This is a genomic window from Nonomuraea montanisoli, assembly GCF_013363975.1.
GTDB classification, from domain to species: domain Bacteria; phylum Actinomycetota; class Actinomycetes; order Streptosporangiales; family Streptosporangiaceae; genus Nonomuraea; species Nonomuraea montanisoli.
The window spans coordinates 502,375-520,851 of record NZ_JABWGN010000004.1 but is presented as its reverse complement, the minus strand read 5'-3'; the positions used below and the strand labels follow the sequence as shown (position 1 = coordinate 520,851).

Annotated in this window: 16 protein-coding genes; 14 read left to right on the top strand and 2 right to left on the bottom strand. The window is 70.8% G+C overall.

The features are described from left to right. Nucleotides 1-67 precede the first annotated feature (67 nt). A complete protein-coding gene (locus HTZ77_RS12185; RefSeq protein ID WP_175589604.1) occupies nt 68-331 on the top strand; it encodes a phosphoribosyl-ATP diphosphatase in 264 nt (87 codons plus the stop codon). 64 nt (nt 332-395) lie between these two features. After that, a complete protein-coding gene (gene hisG, locus HTZ77_RS12180; RefSeq protein WP_175589603.1) occupies nt 396-1,241 on the top strand; it encodes an ATP phosphoribosyltransferase in 846 nt (281 codons plus the stop codon). 204 nt (nt 1,242-1,445) lie between these two features. Here the strand turns inward: hisG and HTZ77_RS12175 are convergent, their stop codons facing one another. Beyond that, the gene (locus HTZ77_RS12175) at nt 1,446-2,471 is read right to left on the bottom strand and encodes an EAL domain-containing protein (RefSeq protein ID WP_328808545.1); all 1,026 of its coding nucleotides are present in this window, start codon (nt 2,469-2,471) and stop codon (nt 1,446-1,448) included. A 278-nt stretch (nt 2,472-2,749) separates the two neighbouring features. Between HTZ77_RS12175 and HTZ77_RS12170 the strand changes: the two genes are divergently transcribed. From HTZ77_RS12170 to HTZ77_RS12115, 12 genes are all read left to right on the top strand, one after another. Continuing rightward, nucleotides 2,750-3,463, top strand: coding sequence for an acVLRF1 family peptidyl-tRNA hydrolase (locus HTZ77_RS12170; RefSeq protein WP_175589601.1), 714 nt, complete (start codon nt 2,750-2,752; stop codon nt 3,461-3,463). Nucleotides 3,464-3,926: 463 nt separating this feature from the next. Next, nucleotides 3,927-4,943 carry a LacI family DNA-binding transcriptional regulator gene (locus HTZ77_RS12165; protein WP_175589600.1) on the top strand — a complete coding sequence of 339 codons (1,017 nt, stop codon included), beginning with the start codon at nt 3,927-3,929 and terminating at the stop codon, nt 4,941-4,943. 13 nt (nt 4,944-4,956) lie between these two features. Beyond that, the gene (locus HTZ77_RS12160) at nt 4,957-5,613 is read left to right on the top strand and encodes a DUF1961 family protein (protein WP_205302505.1); all 657 of its coding nucleotides are present in this window, start codon (nt 4,957-4,959) and stop codon (nt 5,611-5,613) included. Nucleotides 5,614-5,754: 141 nt separating this feature from the next. Next, nucleotides 5,755-6,369 (top strand): YesL family protein, encoded by a 615-nt coding sequence (locus HTZ77_RS12155; RefSeq protein WP_235994551.1) that lies wholly within the window; start codon nt 5,755-5,757, stop codon nt 6,367-6,369. 32 nt (nt 6,370-6,401) lie between these two features. Next, entirely contained in the window at nt 6,402-7,931 is a 1,530-nt protein-coding gene (locus HTZ77_RS12150) for an extracellular solute-binding protein (RefSeq protein ID WP_328808544.1), read from the top strand. Between the two features lie 56 nt (nt 7,932-7,987). Continuing rightward, complete coding sequence (locus HTZ77_RS12145) at nt 7,988-8,962, top strand: ABC transporter permease (protein ID WP_328808543.1); 975 nt, start codon at nt 7,988-7,990, stop codon at nt 8,960-8,962. A 12-nt stretch (nt 8,963-8,974) separates the two neighbouring features. After that, complete coding sequence (locus tag HTZ77_RS12140; protein WP_235994550.1) at nt 8,975-9,874, top strand: carbohydrate ABC transporter permease; 900 nt, start codon at nt 8,975-8,977, stop codon at nt 9,872-9,874. A gap of 4 nt (nt 9,875-9,878) precedes the next feature. Continuing rightward, nucleotides 9,879-12,539: an exo-rhamnogalacturonan lyase family protein gene (locus HTZ77_RS12135; protein WP_175589722.1), complete on the top strand. Its 2,661-nt coding sequence runs from the start codon at nt 9,879-9,881 to the stop codon at nt 12,537-12,539. A gap of 182 nt (nt 12,540-12,721) precedes the next feature. Then, nucleotides 12,722-14,320 carry an ABC-F family ATP-binding cassette domain-containing protein gene (locus tag HTZ77_RS12130; protein WP_175589598.1) on the top strand — a complete coding sequence of 533 codons (1,599 nt, stop codon included), beginning with the start codon at nt 12,722-12,724 and terminating at the stop codon, nt 14,318-14,320. Nucleotides 14,321-14,433: 113 nt separating this feature from the next. Then, nucleotides 14,434-14,649 (top strand): helix-turn-helix domain-containing protein, encoded by a 216-nt coding sequence (locus HTZ77_RS12125; RefSeq protein WP_020547488.1) that lies wholly within the window; start codon nt 14,434-14,436, stop codon nt 14,647-14,649. A gap of 123 nt (nt 14,650-14,772) precedes the next feature. After that, nucleotides 14,773-15,606 carry an enoyl-CoA hydratase/isomerase family protein gene (locus tag HTZ77_RS12120; protein WP_175589597.1) on the top strand — a complete coding sequence of 278 codons (834 nt, stop codon included), beginning with the start codon at nt 14,773-14,775 and terminating at the stop codon, nt 15,604-15,606. A gap of 115 nt (nt 15,607-15,721) precedes the next feature. Next, nucleotides 15,722-17,608, top strand: a complete 1,887-nt coding sequence (locus tag HTZ77_RS12115) for an ABC transporter ATP-binding protein (RefSeq protein WP_175589596.1) — start codon at nt 15,722-15,724, stop codon at nt 17,606-17,608. On the opposite strand, the gene HTZ77_RS12110 is transcribed toward HTZ77_RS12115, so the two are convergent. Beyond that, nucleotides 17,580-18,464: a sulfotransferase family protein gene (locus HTZ77_RS12110; RefSeq protein WP_175589595.1), complete on the bottom strand. Its 885-nt coding sequence runs from the start codon at nt 18,462-18,464 to the stop codon at nt 17,580-17,582. The two genes, HTZ77_RS12115 and HTZ77_RS12110, sit on opposite strands and share 29 nt — an antisense overlap. Nucleotides 18,465-18,477 lie beyond the last annotated feature (13 nt).

The following is an 18,477-nucleotide window of genomic DNA, read 5'->3' as shown; positions in this document are numbered from 1 at the left end:
CCGGGCGTGCGACCCACGCGGGCCGACTAGGCTTGTCGTGCACGTCAGCCGACCGACGAGAGAGACCATGAAGACCTTCGAAGAGCTGTTCGCCGAGCTGTCCGAGAAGGCGCGCACCCGGCCCGCGGGCTCGGGCACCGTGGCCGCGCTCGACGCCGGCGTCCATGCCATCGGCAAGAAGGTCGTCGAGGAGGCCGCCGAGAGCTGGATGGCCGCCGAGCACGAGTCCGCCGACCGGGCCGCCGAGGAGATCTCCCAGCTCCTCTACCACGTGCAGGTCCTCATGCTCGCCAAGGGCATCGGGCTGGACGAGGTCTACAAGCATCTCTAGGGCGCCGAGCGCCCGCCTCGCCCGCCCATGCCAGCACCGCGAGACACGGAGAGACCACACCGACATGATCCGCCTAGCCGTACCCAACAAGGGCGCGCTCAGCGAAGCCGCCCAGGCCATGCTCAAGGAGGCCGGCTATCGGCCCCGCCGTGACAGCAAGGAGCTGTTCGTCCTCGACGAGGACAACGGCTGCGAGCTGTTCTTCCTGCGTCCCCGCGACATCGCCGTCTACGTCGGTGAGGGCACCCTCGACGTCGGCATCACCGGCCGCGACATGCTCGTCGACTCCGGCGCGCCGGTCGAGGAGATCATGCCGCTCGGCTTCGGCGACTCCACCTTCCGCCTGGCGGCCAGGTCCGGCACGTTCGCCTCGGTCAAGGACCTCGACGGCATGCGCGTGGCCACCTCCTACGCCGGCCTGCTCGGCAAGTACCTGTCCGACGCAGGCGTCGACGCGCGCGTCATCAAGCTCGACGGCGCGGTCGAGACCGCCATCCGGCTCGGCGTGGCCGACGCCATCGCCGACGTCGTCGAGACCGGCACGACGCTGCGCAACGTCGGGCTGGAGGTCTTCGGCGAGCCGATCATGCGCTCGGAGGGCGTGCTGATCAGGCGGCAGAGCGCCCCCGAGCAGCCGGGGGTCCAGCAGCTCGTGCGCCGCTTCCAGGGCGTCGTCCACGCGCGCGACTTCGTCATGATGGACTACGACATCCGCGCCGAGCGCATCGAGGAGGCCATCGCGCTGACCCCCGGCATGGAGGGGCCGACGGTCTCGCCGCTGCACCGCGAGGGCTGGGTCGCGGTGCGCGCCATGGTCCGCCGGAAGGGGCACCAGCAGGTGATGGACCAGCTCTGGGACATCGGCGCCCGCGCCATCCTGGTCACCGACATCTACGCCTGCCGCCTCTGACCCACCGCCCCGAGGGCCGCGCCGCCCTCGGGGCCCGTTCCGGGTTCGTCCGGTCTTGGGGGACCCGGCGCCTCGGGAGGGCCTCCCCGGCATCCGGGACCGCTTTCAAGGTCTCCGTTCTCAAGGTCTCTGTTTTCAGGTCTCCGTGCGCGACCGGGCCGCGCGCGGGCGGCCCCGCGCGCGGGTGCCCCGCGGTCAGGGGTCTCAGGGCCTGGTCGTCGTCACCTCCCGGATCAGGTCCGACACGCGGACGATGCCCATGCAGCGGTTGAGCTCGTCGGTGACCACCAGGTCGTCGTAGACGCGGGCCGAGTCCCGGCCGGCCGCCTGGATGGCGGCCACTGCCGAGGTGGTCTTCGGCACCGTACGCGGCGGGTCGGCCAGCCGCCGCGCCGGCTTCGAGCCGTGCAGCGCGTGCCCGTAGCGGGCGGCGATCGACAGCAGGAAACGACCGCGATCGAGACTGCCCTGCGGCCGCTGGTACTCGTCCACCAGGATCACGCTCGTGATCGACGGCTCGTGGCCGAAGGCGGCCGCCACCTCCTCGGCCTTCGCCTCGGCGGGGAGCGTCACGGCGGGCAGCAGCAGCTCCTGCACGCGCGGCCCCAGCTCCACCATGCCGGGCAGCTCGTCGGTGACCGGCAGCGGCACCCGTACCCGCCCGTCCGGCCCCGGGCCCAGCAGCGGACCCTCCGCGAGCCGCACACCCCAGCCGCGCACCACCGCGAGCTGCGCCTCCTCCTCGACCCCCTGGGCCAGGACGTGCGCGCCGATGCCGCGGGCCAGTGCCACCATCGCCTGCCCGACGGCCGCCGCCCGATGGTCTCGGTGGACCCGTACGACCAGTTCCGGGGCCAGGGCGAGCGCGTACGGCGCGGCTTCCGCGATCAGGTCGAGCGGCACCCCCTCGGTCCCGGCGCCGCCGAAGCCCAGCAGATAGCCGTAGTTGCGCAGCCCTTCCAGCGCGACCCGCAGCACCGGCCGGCCCTCCGGCGCGCAGGGCCCCGAGAGCACGAGCATGGTCTCGCGGGGATGTCTGCCGGACCTCCGCAGCGCCTCGTGCAGCGGCGCCAGCGCCCCGGCGCCCTCCATCACGACCTGGATGGGCAGGTCGAGCACCAGGGGCAGCGGAACGTCCGGAAGGTAGCCCGCCGCGTCCACGGCGGCGGGAGCAGCGATGACGGCCCCTGTGCCGAGATCCACAACGGGGCCTGTGAGCAGGGAGGACACGTAGAGATGATGGGAGCGGCAGGGGCCCCGTAGAAGGCACATGAAGCGAAGTTCACCGACATTTCCCACGACGTTCCCATGGGCTGATCGACCAGGAGCTTGGGCCCATGGGCTGACCGATCGGGGGCCGCCCCATAGCCCGCTGGGAGTTTCCTGGTCGTTCGTCCCAGCCGTCGTCCGTCCGTGTCCGGGCTCCTCGCTCGTCCGGGCGGTGGGCGATCGGTGTCTGGGCCCTCACTCGTCCGCGTGGTGGGTGAGGGGTCGGTTAGCCTTCGGGCATGAGCGCGCGACCGGCCAAGGGCGGCGGGCGGTGGGTGTCCGTGCCGCCGGAACGGGTCCACCCGTGGATCGACGGTTTCGCCGACCGGCACGGGCCGTTCGAGGCGTCGGGCGACGAACGAGCGGTGCGGCTGGCGGCCGCCGACGGGGCGCTCGCCGAGCTGCGCGTGCCGTTCCCGCCCATGCTCCCTGGCCCCCCTCACGTCACCCGGCTGGTCGCACACGCCCGCGCGGAGCGGCGGATCGGGGTCGTGCTCGTACGGCTCGGCGGGTACGCGGCAGGGGTGTTCCAGGGGACGGAGCTGGTGGCGTCCAAGGTCGGATCCCGGCTGGTCCAGGGGCGGACAGCGGCGGGCGGCTGGTCGCAGCAGCGCTTCGCCAGACGCCGCCGCAACCAGGCGGACCAGGCGCTGGAGACGGCGGCCGACACCGCCCTGCGCGTCCTGACGCCGCACCTGCCGGAGCTGGAGGCCGTGGTGCTGGGCGGCGACCGGCGTGCCGTGGACGCCCTGCGCGCGGACCGCCGTCTCGCGCCGCTGCTGGCCCTGGAGGCGGAGTCGTTCCTGACCGTCCCGGACCCGAAGCTGGCCGTGCTGCGCGCGACGCCGGCGGAGTTCCGCGCCGTCCGGATCCACGTGATGGACCCGCCGGACGCGGAGGAACCGGACGCCGAGGAACGGGGCGCGGAGGAACCGGGCGCTTCCGCCCGCTGACAGGGGAGTTCGGCGCCGGTGCGGCGGCTTGTGATGTGCCGACCAGCCGGGACTAGTGTTGCGCTCTGCTGATCGGCTGGGGCTCGTGTCGTGCTCTGCTGATCGGCTGGGGCTCGTGTCGTGCTCTGCTGATCGGCTGGAACTCGTGTCGTGCTCCGCCGATCAGCCGGGGACTAGTGTCGCCCTCCGCCGACCAGTCGGGGCCCGTGTCGGGCTCCGTCACGTGCGGGCGAGTGGCGGGTCCTGTCGAGCGAGGGTCACATCGCTGGACCGTCCCGTGCGCGCTGAATCGCCCCATGCCCGCACCCACGAGAGACGCCCCCCTGAACGCCCTGAACAGAAAACAGAATAATACTCCGGTAAGCGGTTGCCAGCGAAACCGCAGCTTGAGTCGATTCAAAACGATCTCCCCGGCCGCTATGATGAGCGGCGTTCACCCCCCGGCGCGGCCTCGTGAGGATCCATGGCGACAAGGAGCATCAAGGAGGTCGCGCGTCTGGCGCGCGTCTCGGTCGGCACCGTGAGCAACGTGCTCAACCGCCCCGAGATCGTCGCGCCCGCGACCCGGGCGCGGGTGTTCGACGCCATCCGCGAGCTGGGCTTCGTGCGCAACGAGGTGGCCCGCCATCTGCGGGTCGGCCGCAGCCGCACCGTCGGGCTGGTGGTCCTCGACGTGGCCAACCCCTTCTTCGCCGACGTCGCGCAGGGCGCCGAGGCGCTGGCCGACGAGCACGACACGATGGTCGTGCTGTGCAACAGCGGCACCGACCCCAACCGCGAACGCCGCCACCTCGACCAGCTCGAACAGCAGCGCGTCATGGGCATACTGATCACCCCGGTCGACGCGGGAAGCCCGAGGCTGGCCGACCTCGCGGCCAGGGGCACCCCCGTGGTGCTGGTCGACAGCGCCGCCACCGGGCTGCAGTGCTCGGTGGCCGTGGACGACCGGTTGGGCGGGCAGATCGCCGCCGCCCACCTCATCGAGCGGGGGCATCGCCGCATCGCGTTCGTGGGCGGGCCGCCGTCGATCAAACAGGTGGCCGACCGGCGCGCGGGCGCGGCCGGCGCGGTCGAGGCCGCCGGCGGTGTCGAGCTGCTCGACGCGTCGATGCCCATGCTCAGCGCCGCGGCCGGGCGGGCAGCCGGGGAGCGCGTCGCCGCCCTGCCCCCGGCCGAGCGGCCGACGGCCGCGCTCTGCGCCAACGACCTGCTCGCCCTCGGGTTCCTGCAGGCCATGGCCGCGTGCGGGCTGAGCGTGCCCGGCGACATGGCCATCGTCGGCTACGACGACATCGACTTCGCCGCCGCGGCGGCGGTCCCCCTCTCGTCGGTACGGCAGCCGCGCGAACTGCTCGGCCGTACGGCCGTCGAGCTCCTGCTGGAGGAGGTCGCCCATCCGGAGCGGCACCGGCACCGGCAGGTGATCTTCCAACCGGACCTGGTGGTCCGGGAGTCCAGCGCGCTGCGGAGGCGCGACTAGAAGGAGCGGCATCGTGACCGAGATCTACCGCAACCGGCTCGCCGGCCCCGACGACCTGGAGGGGTTCCGGATGGAGGGGGCCGGGGCGGTCTCCTTTCCGCTGGGCAGGATGCGGCTGGAGAGCCTGCGCCCGCCGGCCGACGGGCAGGCCGCCAACCTGGTGCTCTGGTGCCCCGAGGAGTTCCCCGCCGACGTGCGGATCGAGTGGGACTTCTGGCCGGTCAGGGAGCCGGGGCTGGCCATCATGTTCTTCCATGCGCGGGGCGGGCGCGGCGAGGACCTGTTCGACCCGGCGCTGGCCCGGCGCGAGGGGCCGTACGAGCAGTACCACAGCGGCGACATCGACGCCTATCACGTGTCCTACTTCCGGCGGATGTGGCAGTCGGAGCGAAAGTTGCACACCTGCAACCTGCGCAAGAGCCATGGCTTCCACCTGGTCGCGCAGGGGCCCGACCCGCTGCCCGCGGTGCTCGACGCCGAGGGTCCCTACGCCATGCGGCTCGACGTCCGCGCAGGTGAGGTGACGTTCGCGGTCAACGATTTGGTCTCGTTCCGCTGGATGGACGCGGGCCTCGTGGGCGGTCCGGCCCTGGCCGGAGGCAAGATCGGTTTCCGGCAGATGGCCCCGTTGATCGGCGAGTACGCAAATCTCCGGGTTTCCCGTCATTGACTCTGAGTCGATTCAACACTACGTTCGCCACAACCGCAGCGGTCATCCGCCCGTAACCGGGAGGGAACCGCAGCGCAACGCCCCCATCGCCGTGTCCGCGCACACGCCACGAGAAAGTGCTGCCGGATGAGCCATTCCACCATGTCAGCCAGGGTCTACGCGGTCTGCTCCGAGTTCGTCTGGGCGGTCCGGCTGAACCTGCTGTGGATCGTCTTCACCCTCGCGGGCGGAGTCGTCCTGGGACTGGGGCCCTCCACCATGGCCGCCTACACGCTGGCCCGGAGGCACGCTCGTGGTGAATCGTTTCAGGCGACACGCGAGTTCTGGGCCGTCTACCGGCGGGAGTTCGTCCGCGGCTCGCTGCTGGTGCTGCCCGCCGCGGTGCTGGGCGTCGTCCTGGTGGGCGACTACCTGTACCTGAGCGCCCTGGGGCCCGCCTCCGGAGCGCTGCGGATCGCGTCCCTCGTGGCGCTCGTCGCACTGGCCGGTGTGGGGGCGCAGGTGGGGCCGCTCTACGCGCACTACGACCTGCCGCTGCGGGCCTACTGGCCCAAGGCGGCGCAGCTAGCGCTGCTGCGTCCGGCCTCGTCCGTGCTGTTGTTGCTAGCGCTATCAGCCATCGCCTCCGCGACCTCGGCGGCGCCCATCCTCGCCCCGCTGATCAGCTTCGGCGGGTGGATCTCACTCAACACGTGGCTCTGCCAGCGCTTCTTCGCGGAGAACGAGGCGCGACTGCTTTCGAAAGGGAACTCATGAGCGCATCACGTCGTAGCCGGCTTCTCGCCGGTGTGTTAACGCTCACGGCCGCACTGACCGCCTCGGCCTGCTCGGGCGGCGGCGACGCGCCCCAGACCGACTCCAACACGATCACCGTGATGGCCAAGCTGTTCGGCACCGCGCCCGACCCGAACGGCGAGATGCAACAGGCGGTCGAGAAGTTCCTCGGCAAGAAGCTCAAGGTCAACTGGGTTCCCAACGCCGAGTACACCGACAAGCTCAACGTCACGTTCGCCTCGTCCAACCTCCCGCAGGTCATGGTCGTGGACCCGCACCTGCCGGGCTTCGTCAAGGCGGCGCAGGCCGGAGCGTTCTGGGACCTGACCGACAAACTGGACAAGTATCCGAACCTCAAGGCCGCCGACCCGCGCAGCGCGCTGAACTCCTCCATCAACGGCAAGATCTACGGCCTCTACCGCATGCGGCCCTCCCTCCGCTCGGCGGTCATGATCCGCAAGGACTGGCTGGACAAGCTCGGCCTGAAGCTGCCCGAGACGGTCGACGACCTCTACGACATCGCCAAGGCGTTCACCGAGAAGGACCCGGACGGCAACGGCAAGAAGGACACCTACGGCCTGATCATCCCGAAGTGGCCGGGCAACTACGCCAGCGCAAGCCCGTACGACGTGGTCGAGACCTGGTTCGGCGCCCCGAACGAGTGGGGCGAGCGCAACGGCAAGCTCGTCCCCGGGTTCGACACCCCCGAGTTCCTCGAGGCGAACAAGTTCCTCAAGAAGATGGTCGGCGAGGGCCTGGTCAACCCGGACTTCGCGACGCTCGACTCGGCCAAGTGGAACGACCCGTTCTACCTGGGCAAGGGCGGCATCATCATCGACGTGAACATCCGGTCGAGGGCGCTGCTCGACAAGTTCAGGGACGAGAAGGACGATCCCGCGTTCTACGGCCCCAAGGTCGCCATGGTGGGCAACCTCAAGCGCTCCGACGGCCAGAAGTTCTCCTACCCGTTCACCGGCTACGCCGACGTCCTGGCCATCTCCCGGCAGAGCGTGCCGACCGAGCAGGACCTCGACAACCTGCTGAAGACCCTGGACAAGCTGGCCACGAAGGAGGGCCAGGTCCTGCTGCAGAACGGCATCGAGGGCCGCAACTTCAAGCCCGAGGGCGACATCGCCGCGCTGATCAACGAGACCGACCCCAAGGTCGAGATCGTCCAGAAGGACGTCGACAACGCGTTCACGCAGCTCAGCACCAAGGGCACGAACGACATCGGCGGCCTCGCCTACGCCCGCACGCCGTCCGGGCAGCCGTACAAGGACATGCTGAAGCTCCAGAAGGAGCTGATGGAGGAGGACCTCAAGACGGCCGTCTTCAACCCGGCGCTGCCGGTGGTCTCGCCCACCAAGGTCGCCAGGGGCGCGCAGATCGACACGATCATCCCGGACGCCCGGATCAAGTTCCTGTCGGGTGAGATCACCGAGGAGCAGCTCAAGGGCGAGATCAAGCGCTGGTACGACAGCGGCGGCACGCAGGTCGCCGCCGAGGTCAACGACCTGGTCTCCAAGCTCGGCAAGACGAACTGACCTCGCCTGAGGGACCCGGGGCGCACCCCGGGTCCCTCACATGAAAGGAGGCCGCTGTGGCCACCGACCTGGCGCCGCCTCCCGTGAAGGCGGCGGGCAAATCCGGGCACCGACGCCCCGGGGTGGGGCTGAGCGCCGTGTTCGGGCGCTACCGCTGGCTCTACCTGATGCTCCTTCCGGGCGTCGCCTACTTCGCGATCTTCAAGTACCTGCCGATGTACGGCGTCACGATCGCCTTCCAGGACTTCCTGCCGTTCCTCGGCTACTCGGGCAGCCCCTGGGTCGGGTTCAAGCACTTCGAGGAGCTGTTCTCCGGGCCCGACTTCGGCCGGCTGATGTTCAACACGCTGTTCCTGGCGCTGCTGCACATCGTCTTCGTCTTCCCCGCGCCGATCATCATCGCGCTGCTGCTGAACGAGCTGCGGATCAACGTCCTCAAGCGCACGGTCCAGTCGCTGGTCTACATCCCGCACTTCCTGTCCTGGACGATCGTCGCGGCGCTGACGTACGTGTTGTTCGCGGCGGACTTCGGCGTGCTCTCCGGATGGATCCGGGACTTCCTCGGCGACACCGCGAAGATCGACTACATGGCGCAGGAGGAGTGGTTCCGGCCGCTGATCATCCTGCAGCAGCTGTGGAAGCAGACCGGCTGGGGCACGATCATCTACCTGGCCGCGCTGGCCGGCGTGGACCCGCAGCTCTACGAGGCGGCACGCATGGACGGCGCGGGACGCTTCAAGCAGCTCTGGCACGTCACGCTGCCCGCCATCCGCCCGACGATCGTCGTCATGGCCATCCTCGCCTCGGGCAACCTGCTCGACTCCGGCTTCGAGCAGATCTGGCTGATGACCACCTCGCTGAACCGCTCGGTCGCGGACGTGTTCGACACCTACGTCTACTACTCCGGCATCACCCAGGGCGCGATCAGCTACTCCACCGCCGTCGGCCTGTTCAAGGGCGTGGCCGGCGTCATCCTGATCTTCGGCTCCAACTGGCTGGCCAAGCGCCTCGGCCAGCGGGGACTGTTCTAGGGGGCCCTGGACATGAACAGCATGAAGCACAAGAAGCTGAACACCGAGTACAGCACCGTGGGCAGCCGGGTGTTCGACGCCGTCAACATCGCCGTGCTCGTCGGCCTGGCGCTGATCACCATCCTGCCGCTGCTGTACGTCCTGGCCGGGTCGTTCGCGGGCGAGGCGGAGATCTCCTCGCGCCCCTTCTTCCTGTGGCCGGAGACGTTCGTCACGGAGTCGTACCGCTACATCTTCGCCACCGACGCGTTCGTCCGCGCCCTGCTCACGACCGTCGTCGTCACGGCGGTGGGCACGGTGGTGCAGGTGCTGCTGACGTTTACCATGGCCTACCCGCTGGCCAAGCGGTACCTGCCGGGCCGGGCCCTGGTGCTCAACCTGATCATCTTCACGCTGGTCTTCACCGGCGGCATGATCCCCACGTACCTGGTGGTGCGCGACCTGGGGCTGCTGGACAGCTACTGGGCGCTCATCCTGCCGCTGGCGATCAACCCGTTCTACCTGATCATCGTGAAGAGCTTCTTCCAGGAGCTGCCGCAGGCCCTGGAGGAGGCGGCGCGCATCGACGGCTGCAACGAGATGGGCGTCTTCTTCAAGATCGTCCTGCCGCTGTCCAAGCCGATCATCGCGACGTTCTCGCTGTTCTACGCGGTCGGCATCTGGAACGACTACATGTCGCCGCTGCTGTACATCAGCGACCCGGACAAGTGGACCCTGCAGATCCTGGTGCGCCAGCTCATCAGCACCGACGCTGCCAACGCCCTGTCGCAGATGGACCGGACCTGGGTGCCGCCGGAGCAGGGCCTGAAGTTCGCGGTGGTCGTCATCGCCACGCTGCCGATCCTGTTCTTCTATCCGTTCCTGCAGAAGCACTTCACCAAGGGAGTGCTCATCGGCTCGGTCAAGGAGTAAGACCCTGAACACCGTCGCGACGACGCTGCGCTGGCTGGACGACTCCCGGACGCCCCGGGGGGAGGGGGTGACCTTCGGGGTGCCGTGGCCGCGCGGCGCCGTCGGGCGGGCCGCGCCGTACACGCTGATCGGCCCCGACGGCCGCGCGGTGCCCACGCAGAGCTGGGTGACCGCGACCTGGCCGGACGGGTCGGTCAAGTGGTCGGCGCACGCCGTGCCGCCGCAGCGGGAGCCCGCCGGGACGTACCGGCTGGAGCCGGGGCACGCGCCGCCGATGCCCGGCAGTCCCGTCACCGTGACGCGCGAGGACGGGAACCTGCGGGTGAGCACGGGCGTCGTGACGTGGACGATCGAGGAGTCGGGCGCCACGCTCGCCCGTTCGGTCACGCGCGGCTCCCGCGAGATCGTCCGTGACGTCCGGCTGGTGAGTCTCCACCAGGACGGGCCCACGCCCGACGACGGCGGCACGGTCACGCGGACGGAGGCGACCGGCCACGTCACCCGCGTCACCGTGGAGCAGGCCGGCCCGGTCCGGGCCGTCGTCCGCCTGGACGGCCAGCACGTCCGCGCGGACCGGCAGGACGGGCGCGCGTCCCTGCCGTTCACCGTGCGTCTGTACTTCTACGCCGGCGCCGAGGACGTCCGCCTCGTCCACTCCTTCGTCTGGGACGGCGACCCGGAGCGCGACTTCCTGGCCGGGCTCGGCCTGCGCGCCGACGTCGTCATGCGCGACGAGCCGCACGACCGGCACATACGGCTCGCCGGCCCCGGCGGCTTCCTCACCGAGGCCGTGCGCGGGCTGACCGGCCTGCGCCGCGACCCGGGCGAGGCCGTGCGGCGGGCGCAGGTCGAGGGCCGCCCGTGCGGCCCCATCGGCAACCCCGAGGTCGCCGGCCGCCTCCACCTCATCCCGGCCTGGAACGACTACACGCTCGACCAGAGCAGCGCCGACGGCTTCACGCTGCGCAAACGCACCGGCGAGGGCCACGCCTGGGTGACGGTCCCCGCGGGCACCCGTTCGGCCGGCTACGGTTACGTGGGCGGGGTCGGCGGCGGCCTCGGGTTCGGGCTGCGCGACTTCTGGCGGCTGCACCCGACCAGGCTCGACGTCAGGAACGCGGCCACGGACCTCGCCACGGCGACGGTCTGGCTCTGGTCGCCGTCGGCCCCGGCCATGGACCTGCGGTTCTGGCACGACGGGATGGGCCAGGACACCTTCGCCGAGCAGCTCGAAGGTCTGGAGATCACCTACGAGGACCATGAGCCGGGCTTCGGCGACGCGCATGGCGTCGCCCGCACCCACGAGCTGACCCTGCGGGTCCACGAGGCCACGCCCCCGGCGGAGGCGCTGGCCGCGCACGCCGCCGCCCTGAGCGACCCGGCGCTGCTGACCGCGCCGCCCGCGCGGATCCGCGCGGCGGGCGTGTTCGGCGACTGGGCGCCGCCGGACCGCTCGACCCCGGCGCGGGCCGCGATCGAGGACCGGCTGGACTTCCTGTTCGACCTGTACGCGCGCGAACGCGAGCAGCGCCGCTGGTACGGCTTCTGGGACTACGGCGACGTCATGCACACCTACGACGCCGACCGCCACACCTGGCGCTACGACGTGGGCGGCTACGCCTGGGACAACTCCGAGCTGTCGCCCGACCTGTGGCTGTGGTACCAGTTCCTGCGCACCGGCCGGGCGGACGTCTTCCGCCTCGCCGAGGCGATGACCCGCCACACCGGCGAGGTCGACGTCCACCACCTCGGCCGCTGGAAGGGGCTCGGCAGCCGGCACAACGTGCAGCACTGGGGGTGCAGCTGCAAGCAGCTGCGCATCTCCAACGCCGCCTACCGGCGCTTCTACTACTACCTGACCGCCGACGAGCGCACCGGCGACCTGCTGGACGAGCTCTCGGAGCCGGAGACGACGTTCCTGGTCGTCGATCCGCAGCGCAAGGTGCGCGAGGACGTCTACACGCCCGACCCGTCGGCCCTGTCGGTCGGGCTCGGCACCGACTGGGGCGCGCTGGCCGCGGCCTGGCTGACCCGCTGGGAGCGGCACGGCGACGAGCGGGCCCGCGACCGGCTGCTCGGCACGATGGCCGGCATCGGGGCGCTGCCGCGCGGCTTCCTGACCGGCGAGGCCCGGCTCGACCTGGCCACCGGCCGCTTCGACACCTCCCGCGACGCGGTCATGGTCTCGCACCTGTCGTCGGTGTTCGGCCTGCCGGAGCTGTGCTCCGAGCTGATCGCGCTCGACCTCGGGGTGCCGGGCTTCGAGCGGGCCTGGCTCGACTACTGCCGGCTCTACCTGGCGCCCGCCGCGGAGCAGGAGGCCGAGGTGGGCCATCCGCTGCGCGGCATCTCGCTGGTGCAGGCGCACAGCCGCCTCACCGCGTACGCGGCCGCCCGCACCGGCGATCCGGCGCAGGCCGCGCGCGCCTGGCGCAAGTTCTACCTGGACGAGGACGACCAGCTCAACCGCAACGAGCTGCAGCGCGAGCCGCACTGGCGGCTGACGCGCGTGGACGGGCCGCGGGTGCTCGCCGCGCTCGACGAGGCGCCGTTCGTCTCCACGAACGACGCCGCCCAGTACGGGCTGGCGGCCATCCAGAACCTCGCGCTCATCGGCGACCACCTGCCCGGGCATCCGCCGGAGGAGGAGACGCCGCGGCGGTAGACGTACGGGACGGGGGAGAAGGAAGGGCACACCCGGGATGAGCTGGGAGATAACCAGAGGTGGTGCTCCAGCTCAGGGGCCTACACTGATCGGTATGCACACTCCCGATTGACGGCACGGCACGCGACCGCGCACGTACACCCCTTCCCTCGATTCCCTAGCTCGGGAGTGTTCCGTCAACCATGATCATCGCCAGTGACATCGAGCTGCGCGCCGGCGCGCGCCTGCTCATCGAAAACGCCTCCTTCCGGGTCAACCCGGGCGACAAGATCGGCCTGGTGGGCCGCAACGGCGCGGGCAAGACCACGCTGACCAAGGTCCTGGCCGGCGAGGCGCTGCCCGCCGCCGGGTCGGTCACCACCAGCGGCAGCGTCGGCTACCTGCCGCAGGATCCCCGTACGGGTGACCTGCAGGTGCTGGCCCGCGACCGCATCCTGTCCGCGCGGGGGCTCGACGAGGTGCTGCGCAAGCTGCGCGAGGCCGAGCTCGGCATGTCCTCCGCCGACGAGAAGACCCGCGAGCGGGCGGTGCGCCGCTACGGCCGGCTGGAGGACCAGATGCACGTCCTCGGCGGCTACGCGGCCGAGGCGGAGGCCGCCTCCATCGCCTCCAGTCTCGGACTGCCGGACCGCGTCCTCGGACAGACGTTGGAAACGCTTTCCGGCGGACAGCGCAGGCGTGTGGAATTGGCGCGCATTCTTTTCAGCGGGGCGGAAACTCTCCTTCTCGACGAGCCGACAAACCACCTAGATGCCGACTCAATCGGGTGGCTTCGTGATTTTTTGCGTTCTCATCACGGCGGCTTGGTGATCATCAGCCATGACGTCGACCTTCTTGAAGCGACGGTCAACAAGGTCCTGCACCTGGACGCCAACCGCAGTGTCATCGACCACTACAACGTCGGCTGGAAGGCGTACCTGGCGCAGCGCGAGACCGACGAGAAGCGGCGCAAGCGCGAGCGGGCCAACGCCGAGAAGCAGGCCGGCGCCCTGCTGGCCCAGGCCGACAAGATGCGCGCCAAGGCCACCAAGGCCAAGGCCGCCCAGGACATGATGCGCCGCGCCCACCGGTTGCTCGCGGGCACCGAGGAGGAGCGTCAGAGCGACAAGGTGGCGCGGCTGCGCTTCCCGGAGCCGCAGCCGTGCGGGCGCACCCCGCTCACGGCCGAGGGCCTGTCCAAGTCGTACGGCTCGCTGGAGGTCTTCACCGACGTCAGCGTGGCCATCGACCGAGGTCACCGGGTCGTCATCCTCGGCCTCAACGGCGCCGGCAAGACCACGCTGCTGCGGCTGCTGGGCGGCCAGGAGGAGCCCGACACGGGCGAGGTCCGGCCCGGCCACGGCCTCAAGCTCGGCTACTACGCCCAGGAGCACGAGACGCTCGACGCCGATCGCACGATCCTCGAGAACATGCGCTCGGCCGGCGGCGCGTTCACCGACACCGAGCTGCGCAAGGTGCTCGGATCCTTCCTGTTCACCGGAGAGGACGCCGACAAGCCGGCCGGCGTGCTGTCCGGCGGTGAGAAGACCCGCCTCGCGCTGGCGATGCTCGTGCTCTCCAGCGCCAACGTCCTGTTGCTCGACGAGCCCACGAACAACCTCGATCCGGTCAGCCGGGAGCAGGTCCTCAACGCTCTGAGGTCGTATTCAGGAGCCATCGTGCTCGTCACCCACGACGAGGGTGCCGTTGACGCCCTGTCACCGGATAGGGTGATCTTGCTACCGGACGGAACTGAAGACGCATGGAGCGCCGAATTTTCCGATCTTGTGGCACTTGCCTGATCTTAATTTGGGTGGGTACGGATCTTTTCCCGTGGAGTAGGTAGCCGATCCCGCTGAAATGACTGATCATGGCGGAGTAACGCTGCGGAAGTCCGGCACTACAGGAGGTACTCGTGGCCGAGACACTGAAGAAGGGCACCCGGGTCACCGGGGCCGACCGTGAAAAGCTGGCCGGCGATCTCAAGAAGCGCTACGCCGCGGGTGAGAGCATCCGCGCCCTGGCCGCTTCGACCGGTCGGTCCTACGGGTTCATCCACCGCATCCTGAGCGAGTCCGGCGTGACTCTGCGCGGGCGCGGCGGGGCGACCCGAGGCAAGTCCAAGCGCTGACGGCCGCCTCGGAACGTGCGACCGCAGCCGCCCGTCCCTAGTCAGCCAGCCGTCGCGCCCGGGCCCAGAATCTCATTCTGTAAGCTCGGGCGCGACGGTTCAGTGGGCACGAGGGAGCGGGCGATGGCGGGAGCGAAGGCGCCACGGGAGCGCGGGGGGTACACGGAGGACGTGTCCGCCGGACAACCGGAGGAACACGGACTGCGCTTCGAGGTGGACGGTGAGATCGCGACGATCACGCTGGACCGGCCGGACAAGCGGAACGCTCAGACGTTCGCGACCTGGTCAGCGTTGGCCCGCATCGGTGATGAACTGCCGGAACGGGTACGCGTCGTCGTCGTGAGAGGTGAGGGACCGTCCTTCTCGGCAGGCATCGACCTGCGGATGTTCACACCAGAGGGGGTGCCCGGACAGGGCTCGTTCAGCTCGGCAGCGCGGCTCGGAGCCGCGGCGTTCGAGCAGCGGTTGCGGCAGGCACAGCGGGGGTTCCTGTGGCTGCGCCGCCCCGAGATCGTTTCCGTCGCGGCCGTGCAGGGCCACGCGATCGGCGCGGGTTTCCAGCTCGCGCTCGCCTGCGACCTGCGGATCGTGGCCGACGACGTCAAGTTCTGCATGAAGGAGCCCGCCCTGGGGCTGGTGCCCGATCTGACCGGGACCAAGCCGCTGGTCGAGCTCGTGGGCCTGGCCAGGGCGATCGACATCTGCCTGACCGCCAGGACCGTGGAGGCCGGCGAGGCCCTGCGCATCGGGCTCGCCGAACAGGTCGTCGCCCGTGACGACCTGGACAGCGCCGTGCACGACAAGATCGCCGGGTTGCTCTCGACCAACCGGGACGCGGCCACGGCGACCAAGCGGCTCCTCCAGGGCGCGCGCTCGCGCACCCTGGAGGAGCAGTGCGCGGCCGAGGGCGCCGAGCAGGCCGAACGCCTGCGCGCGCTCTTCTCCGCCCAGCCCTGACCGCCCGGGTCCCGGCCCGCCCGGCCCCGTGTCTGATCCGATACGCGTCCGATACGCGCCGCCGGGAATCAGCGGGGCCGCCGGCGGCGCTCATACCGGGGGAGGAGGGCCCCGGATGGCGATGATGGGAGGGGGCTTCGGCCCCCAGGTCATGGCGTCGCTGCGCCGTGACGGGTCGGTGACCAAGCAGCGGCTCGCGCCCGGCACCGTGCGGCGCATCGCGGGCTACGCGCGCCCGTACACCCGGCAGATCACCGCGTTCCTGCTGCTGGTGATGGCCGGCGCGGGCGTCGTGGTCGCCAACCCGCTGCTGATGAAGGCGATCATCGACGACGGCATCCTGCCCAGGCGCACGGACGTCGTCGTCGGCCTGGCGCTGGCGATCGCCGCGCTCGCGGTGGTCGACGCCGGGCTCACGCTGGCGCAGCGCTGGTTCTCGGCCCGCATCGGCGAGGGACTGATCTACGACCTGCGTACCGAGGTGTTCGACCACGTGCAGCGCATGCCGGTGGCGTTCTTCATGCGGGCGCAGACCGGCGCGCTGGTCTCGCGGCTCAACACCGACGTCATCGGCGCCCAGCGCGCCCTGACCAGCACCCTGTCGTCCGTGGTGTCCAACGTGATCAGCCTGGTGCTCGTGCTCGGCGCCATGCTCGTGCTGTCGTGGCAGGTGACGCTGGTCGCGCTGGTGCTGGTGCCGATCTTCGTGATCCCGGCCAAGTGGGTGGGCCGCCGCATGTCGGCGCTGACGCGTGAGCAGATGCAGCTCGACGCCGAGATGAGCTCCGTCAGCACCGAGCGCTTCAACGTCGCCGGCGCCATGCTCGCCAAGCTGTACGGCCGGCCCGAGGACGACGCCGCCGTGTTCGGCGGGCGCGCCGCCCGGGTGCGCGACGTGGGCGTCACGGTCGGCATGTACGGCACCGTGTTCCGGGTCGCGCTCGGCCTGGTCGCCGCGCTCGCGACGGCCCTGGTGTACGGCATCGGCGGCGTGCTGGCCATCGGCGACGTGTTCGAGCTGGGCACGCTCGTGGCGCTGGCCGCGCTGCTCATGCGCCTGTACGGCCCGCTGACGTCGCTGTCGAACGTGCACGTGGACGTGATGACGGCGCTGGTGAGCTTCGACCGGGTCTTCGAGGTCCTCGACCTGAGGCCCATGGTGGCCGAGCGGCCGGACGCCCGCCCCGTGCCCGACGGCCCGGTGACGATCACGTTCGACGACGTCCACTTCCGCTACCCCGCGGCCGAGGAGGTGTCGCTGGCGTCGCTGGAGTCGGTGGCCCGGCAGGACACCGCCCCCGCCCACCCCGTGCTCAAGGGCGTGTCGTTCACCGCCCGGCCCGGCCGCCTCGTGGCGCTGGTCGGACCGTCCGGCGCGGGCAAGACCACGATCACCTCGCTGGTGTCGCGGCTGTACGACGTGTCCGAGGGAGCGGTCCGCCTCAACGGGCTCGACGTGCGCGAGGCCACCCTCGCCTCGCTGCGCGACACCGTCGGCGTGGTCGCCCAGGACCCGCACCTGTTCCACGACACGATCGGCGCCAACCTGCGCTACGCCCGCCCGGGCGCGAGCGACGAGGAGCTGTGGGAGGCGCTGCGGGCGGCGCAGATCGGCGAGCTGGTCGAGAGCCTGCCCGACGGGCTCGACACGGTCGTCGGCGACCGCGGCCACCGGCTGTCGGGCGGCGAGAAGCAGCGGCTGGCGCTGGCGCGGCTGCTGCTGAAGGCGCCGCGCGTCGTCGTGCTCGACGAGGCCACCGCCCACCTCGACTCGGAGTCGGAGGCGGCCGTGCAGCAGGCGCTGAAGACGGCACTCGCGGGCCGCACCTCGCTGGTGATCGCGCACCGGCTGTCCACGATCCGCGAGGCCGACGAGATCCTCGTGGTCCAGGACGGGCGGATCGCCGAGCGCGGCTCGCACGACGAGCTGCTCACGCGCGGCGGCCTGTACGCGGAGCTGCACCGCACGCAGTTCAGCTCGTCAGGTAGCCCAGCGTCGTGAGCTCCTGCCGGGCGACCTTCTCCACCAGGGCGAGGTCGTCCGGCCGCAGCCGGGTGCGCCACGCGCCGCTCTCCGGCGGGCCGCCGCCGTACAGGGCGACCTTGGAGACGCGCGTGCCGAGGAAGGCCGCCACCGACGCCACCGCCTGGGCCGGCCTGAGCGCCAGATCCTCGTAGCGCAGGGTCAGGAGCTGGTCCTCGGGCAGGTCGCGGCGGAGCACGGCGCTCAGCCGCACGGCGCTGCGCCAGCGCAGGGCGCTCTTGCCGGCGACCGGCATGCCCTTCCACTTGTCGAGGTGCTCGTCGCGGTTGACGCCGAGGAACGCGTTGGGGAACTCGGTCTCGCCCGACAGCATCGCCGGTTTGAACCACGCCAGGCACGCCGGGTCGGCCAGCATGTCGGCCACCACGTCGCGGCCGTCACGCACGATCTGGACGAACCGGGCGTCGGGAAAGGCGCGCAGCAGCGTGGCGGCGCTGTAGATGAGGTCGGGGCTGGCGTCGCCGAAGCGGGTGACGTCGGCCGTCGCGACGCAGGGGCCGCCGCCCGTGACCCCGCCCGCCTCCCGGCACGCCGGGCCGCACAGCCGGCACGAGTCGGGCATCACCTGCCACGACTCGGCCAGCGCGTCGCGCAGCACCCGCACGGCGCCGGAGCTCTCGCCGATGGACGGCTTGCGGGCGAAGGCGTACAGGACGTGGGCCACGCAGGCCCGGCCCATGGTCACGTGGAAGCCCGGTGACCGCTTCAGGGCACGGCCGAGCAGATCCGTGCCGGAATGCGGCGCTCCGAGCAGGAAGACCGGGCGGCGGACCTTGATGCCGTTGACCACGAGGATGTGGGGCGGAAGTCGCATACTGGAGCACAAG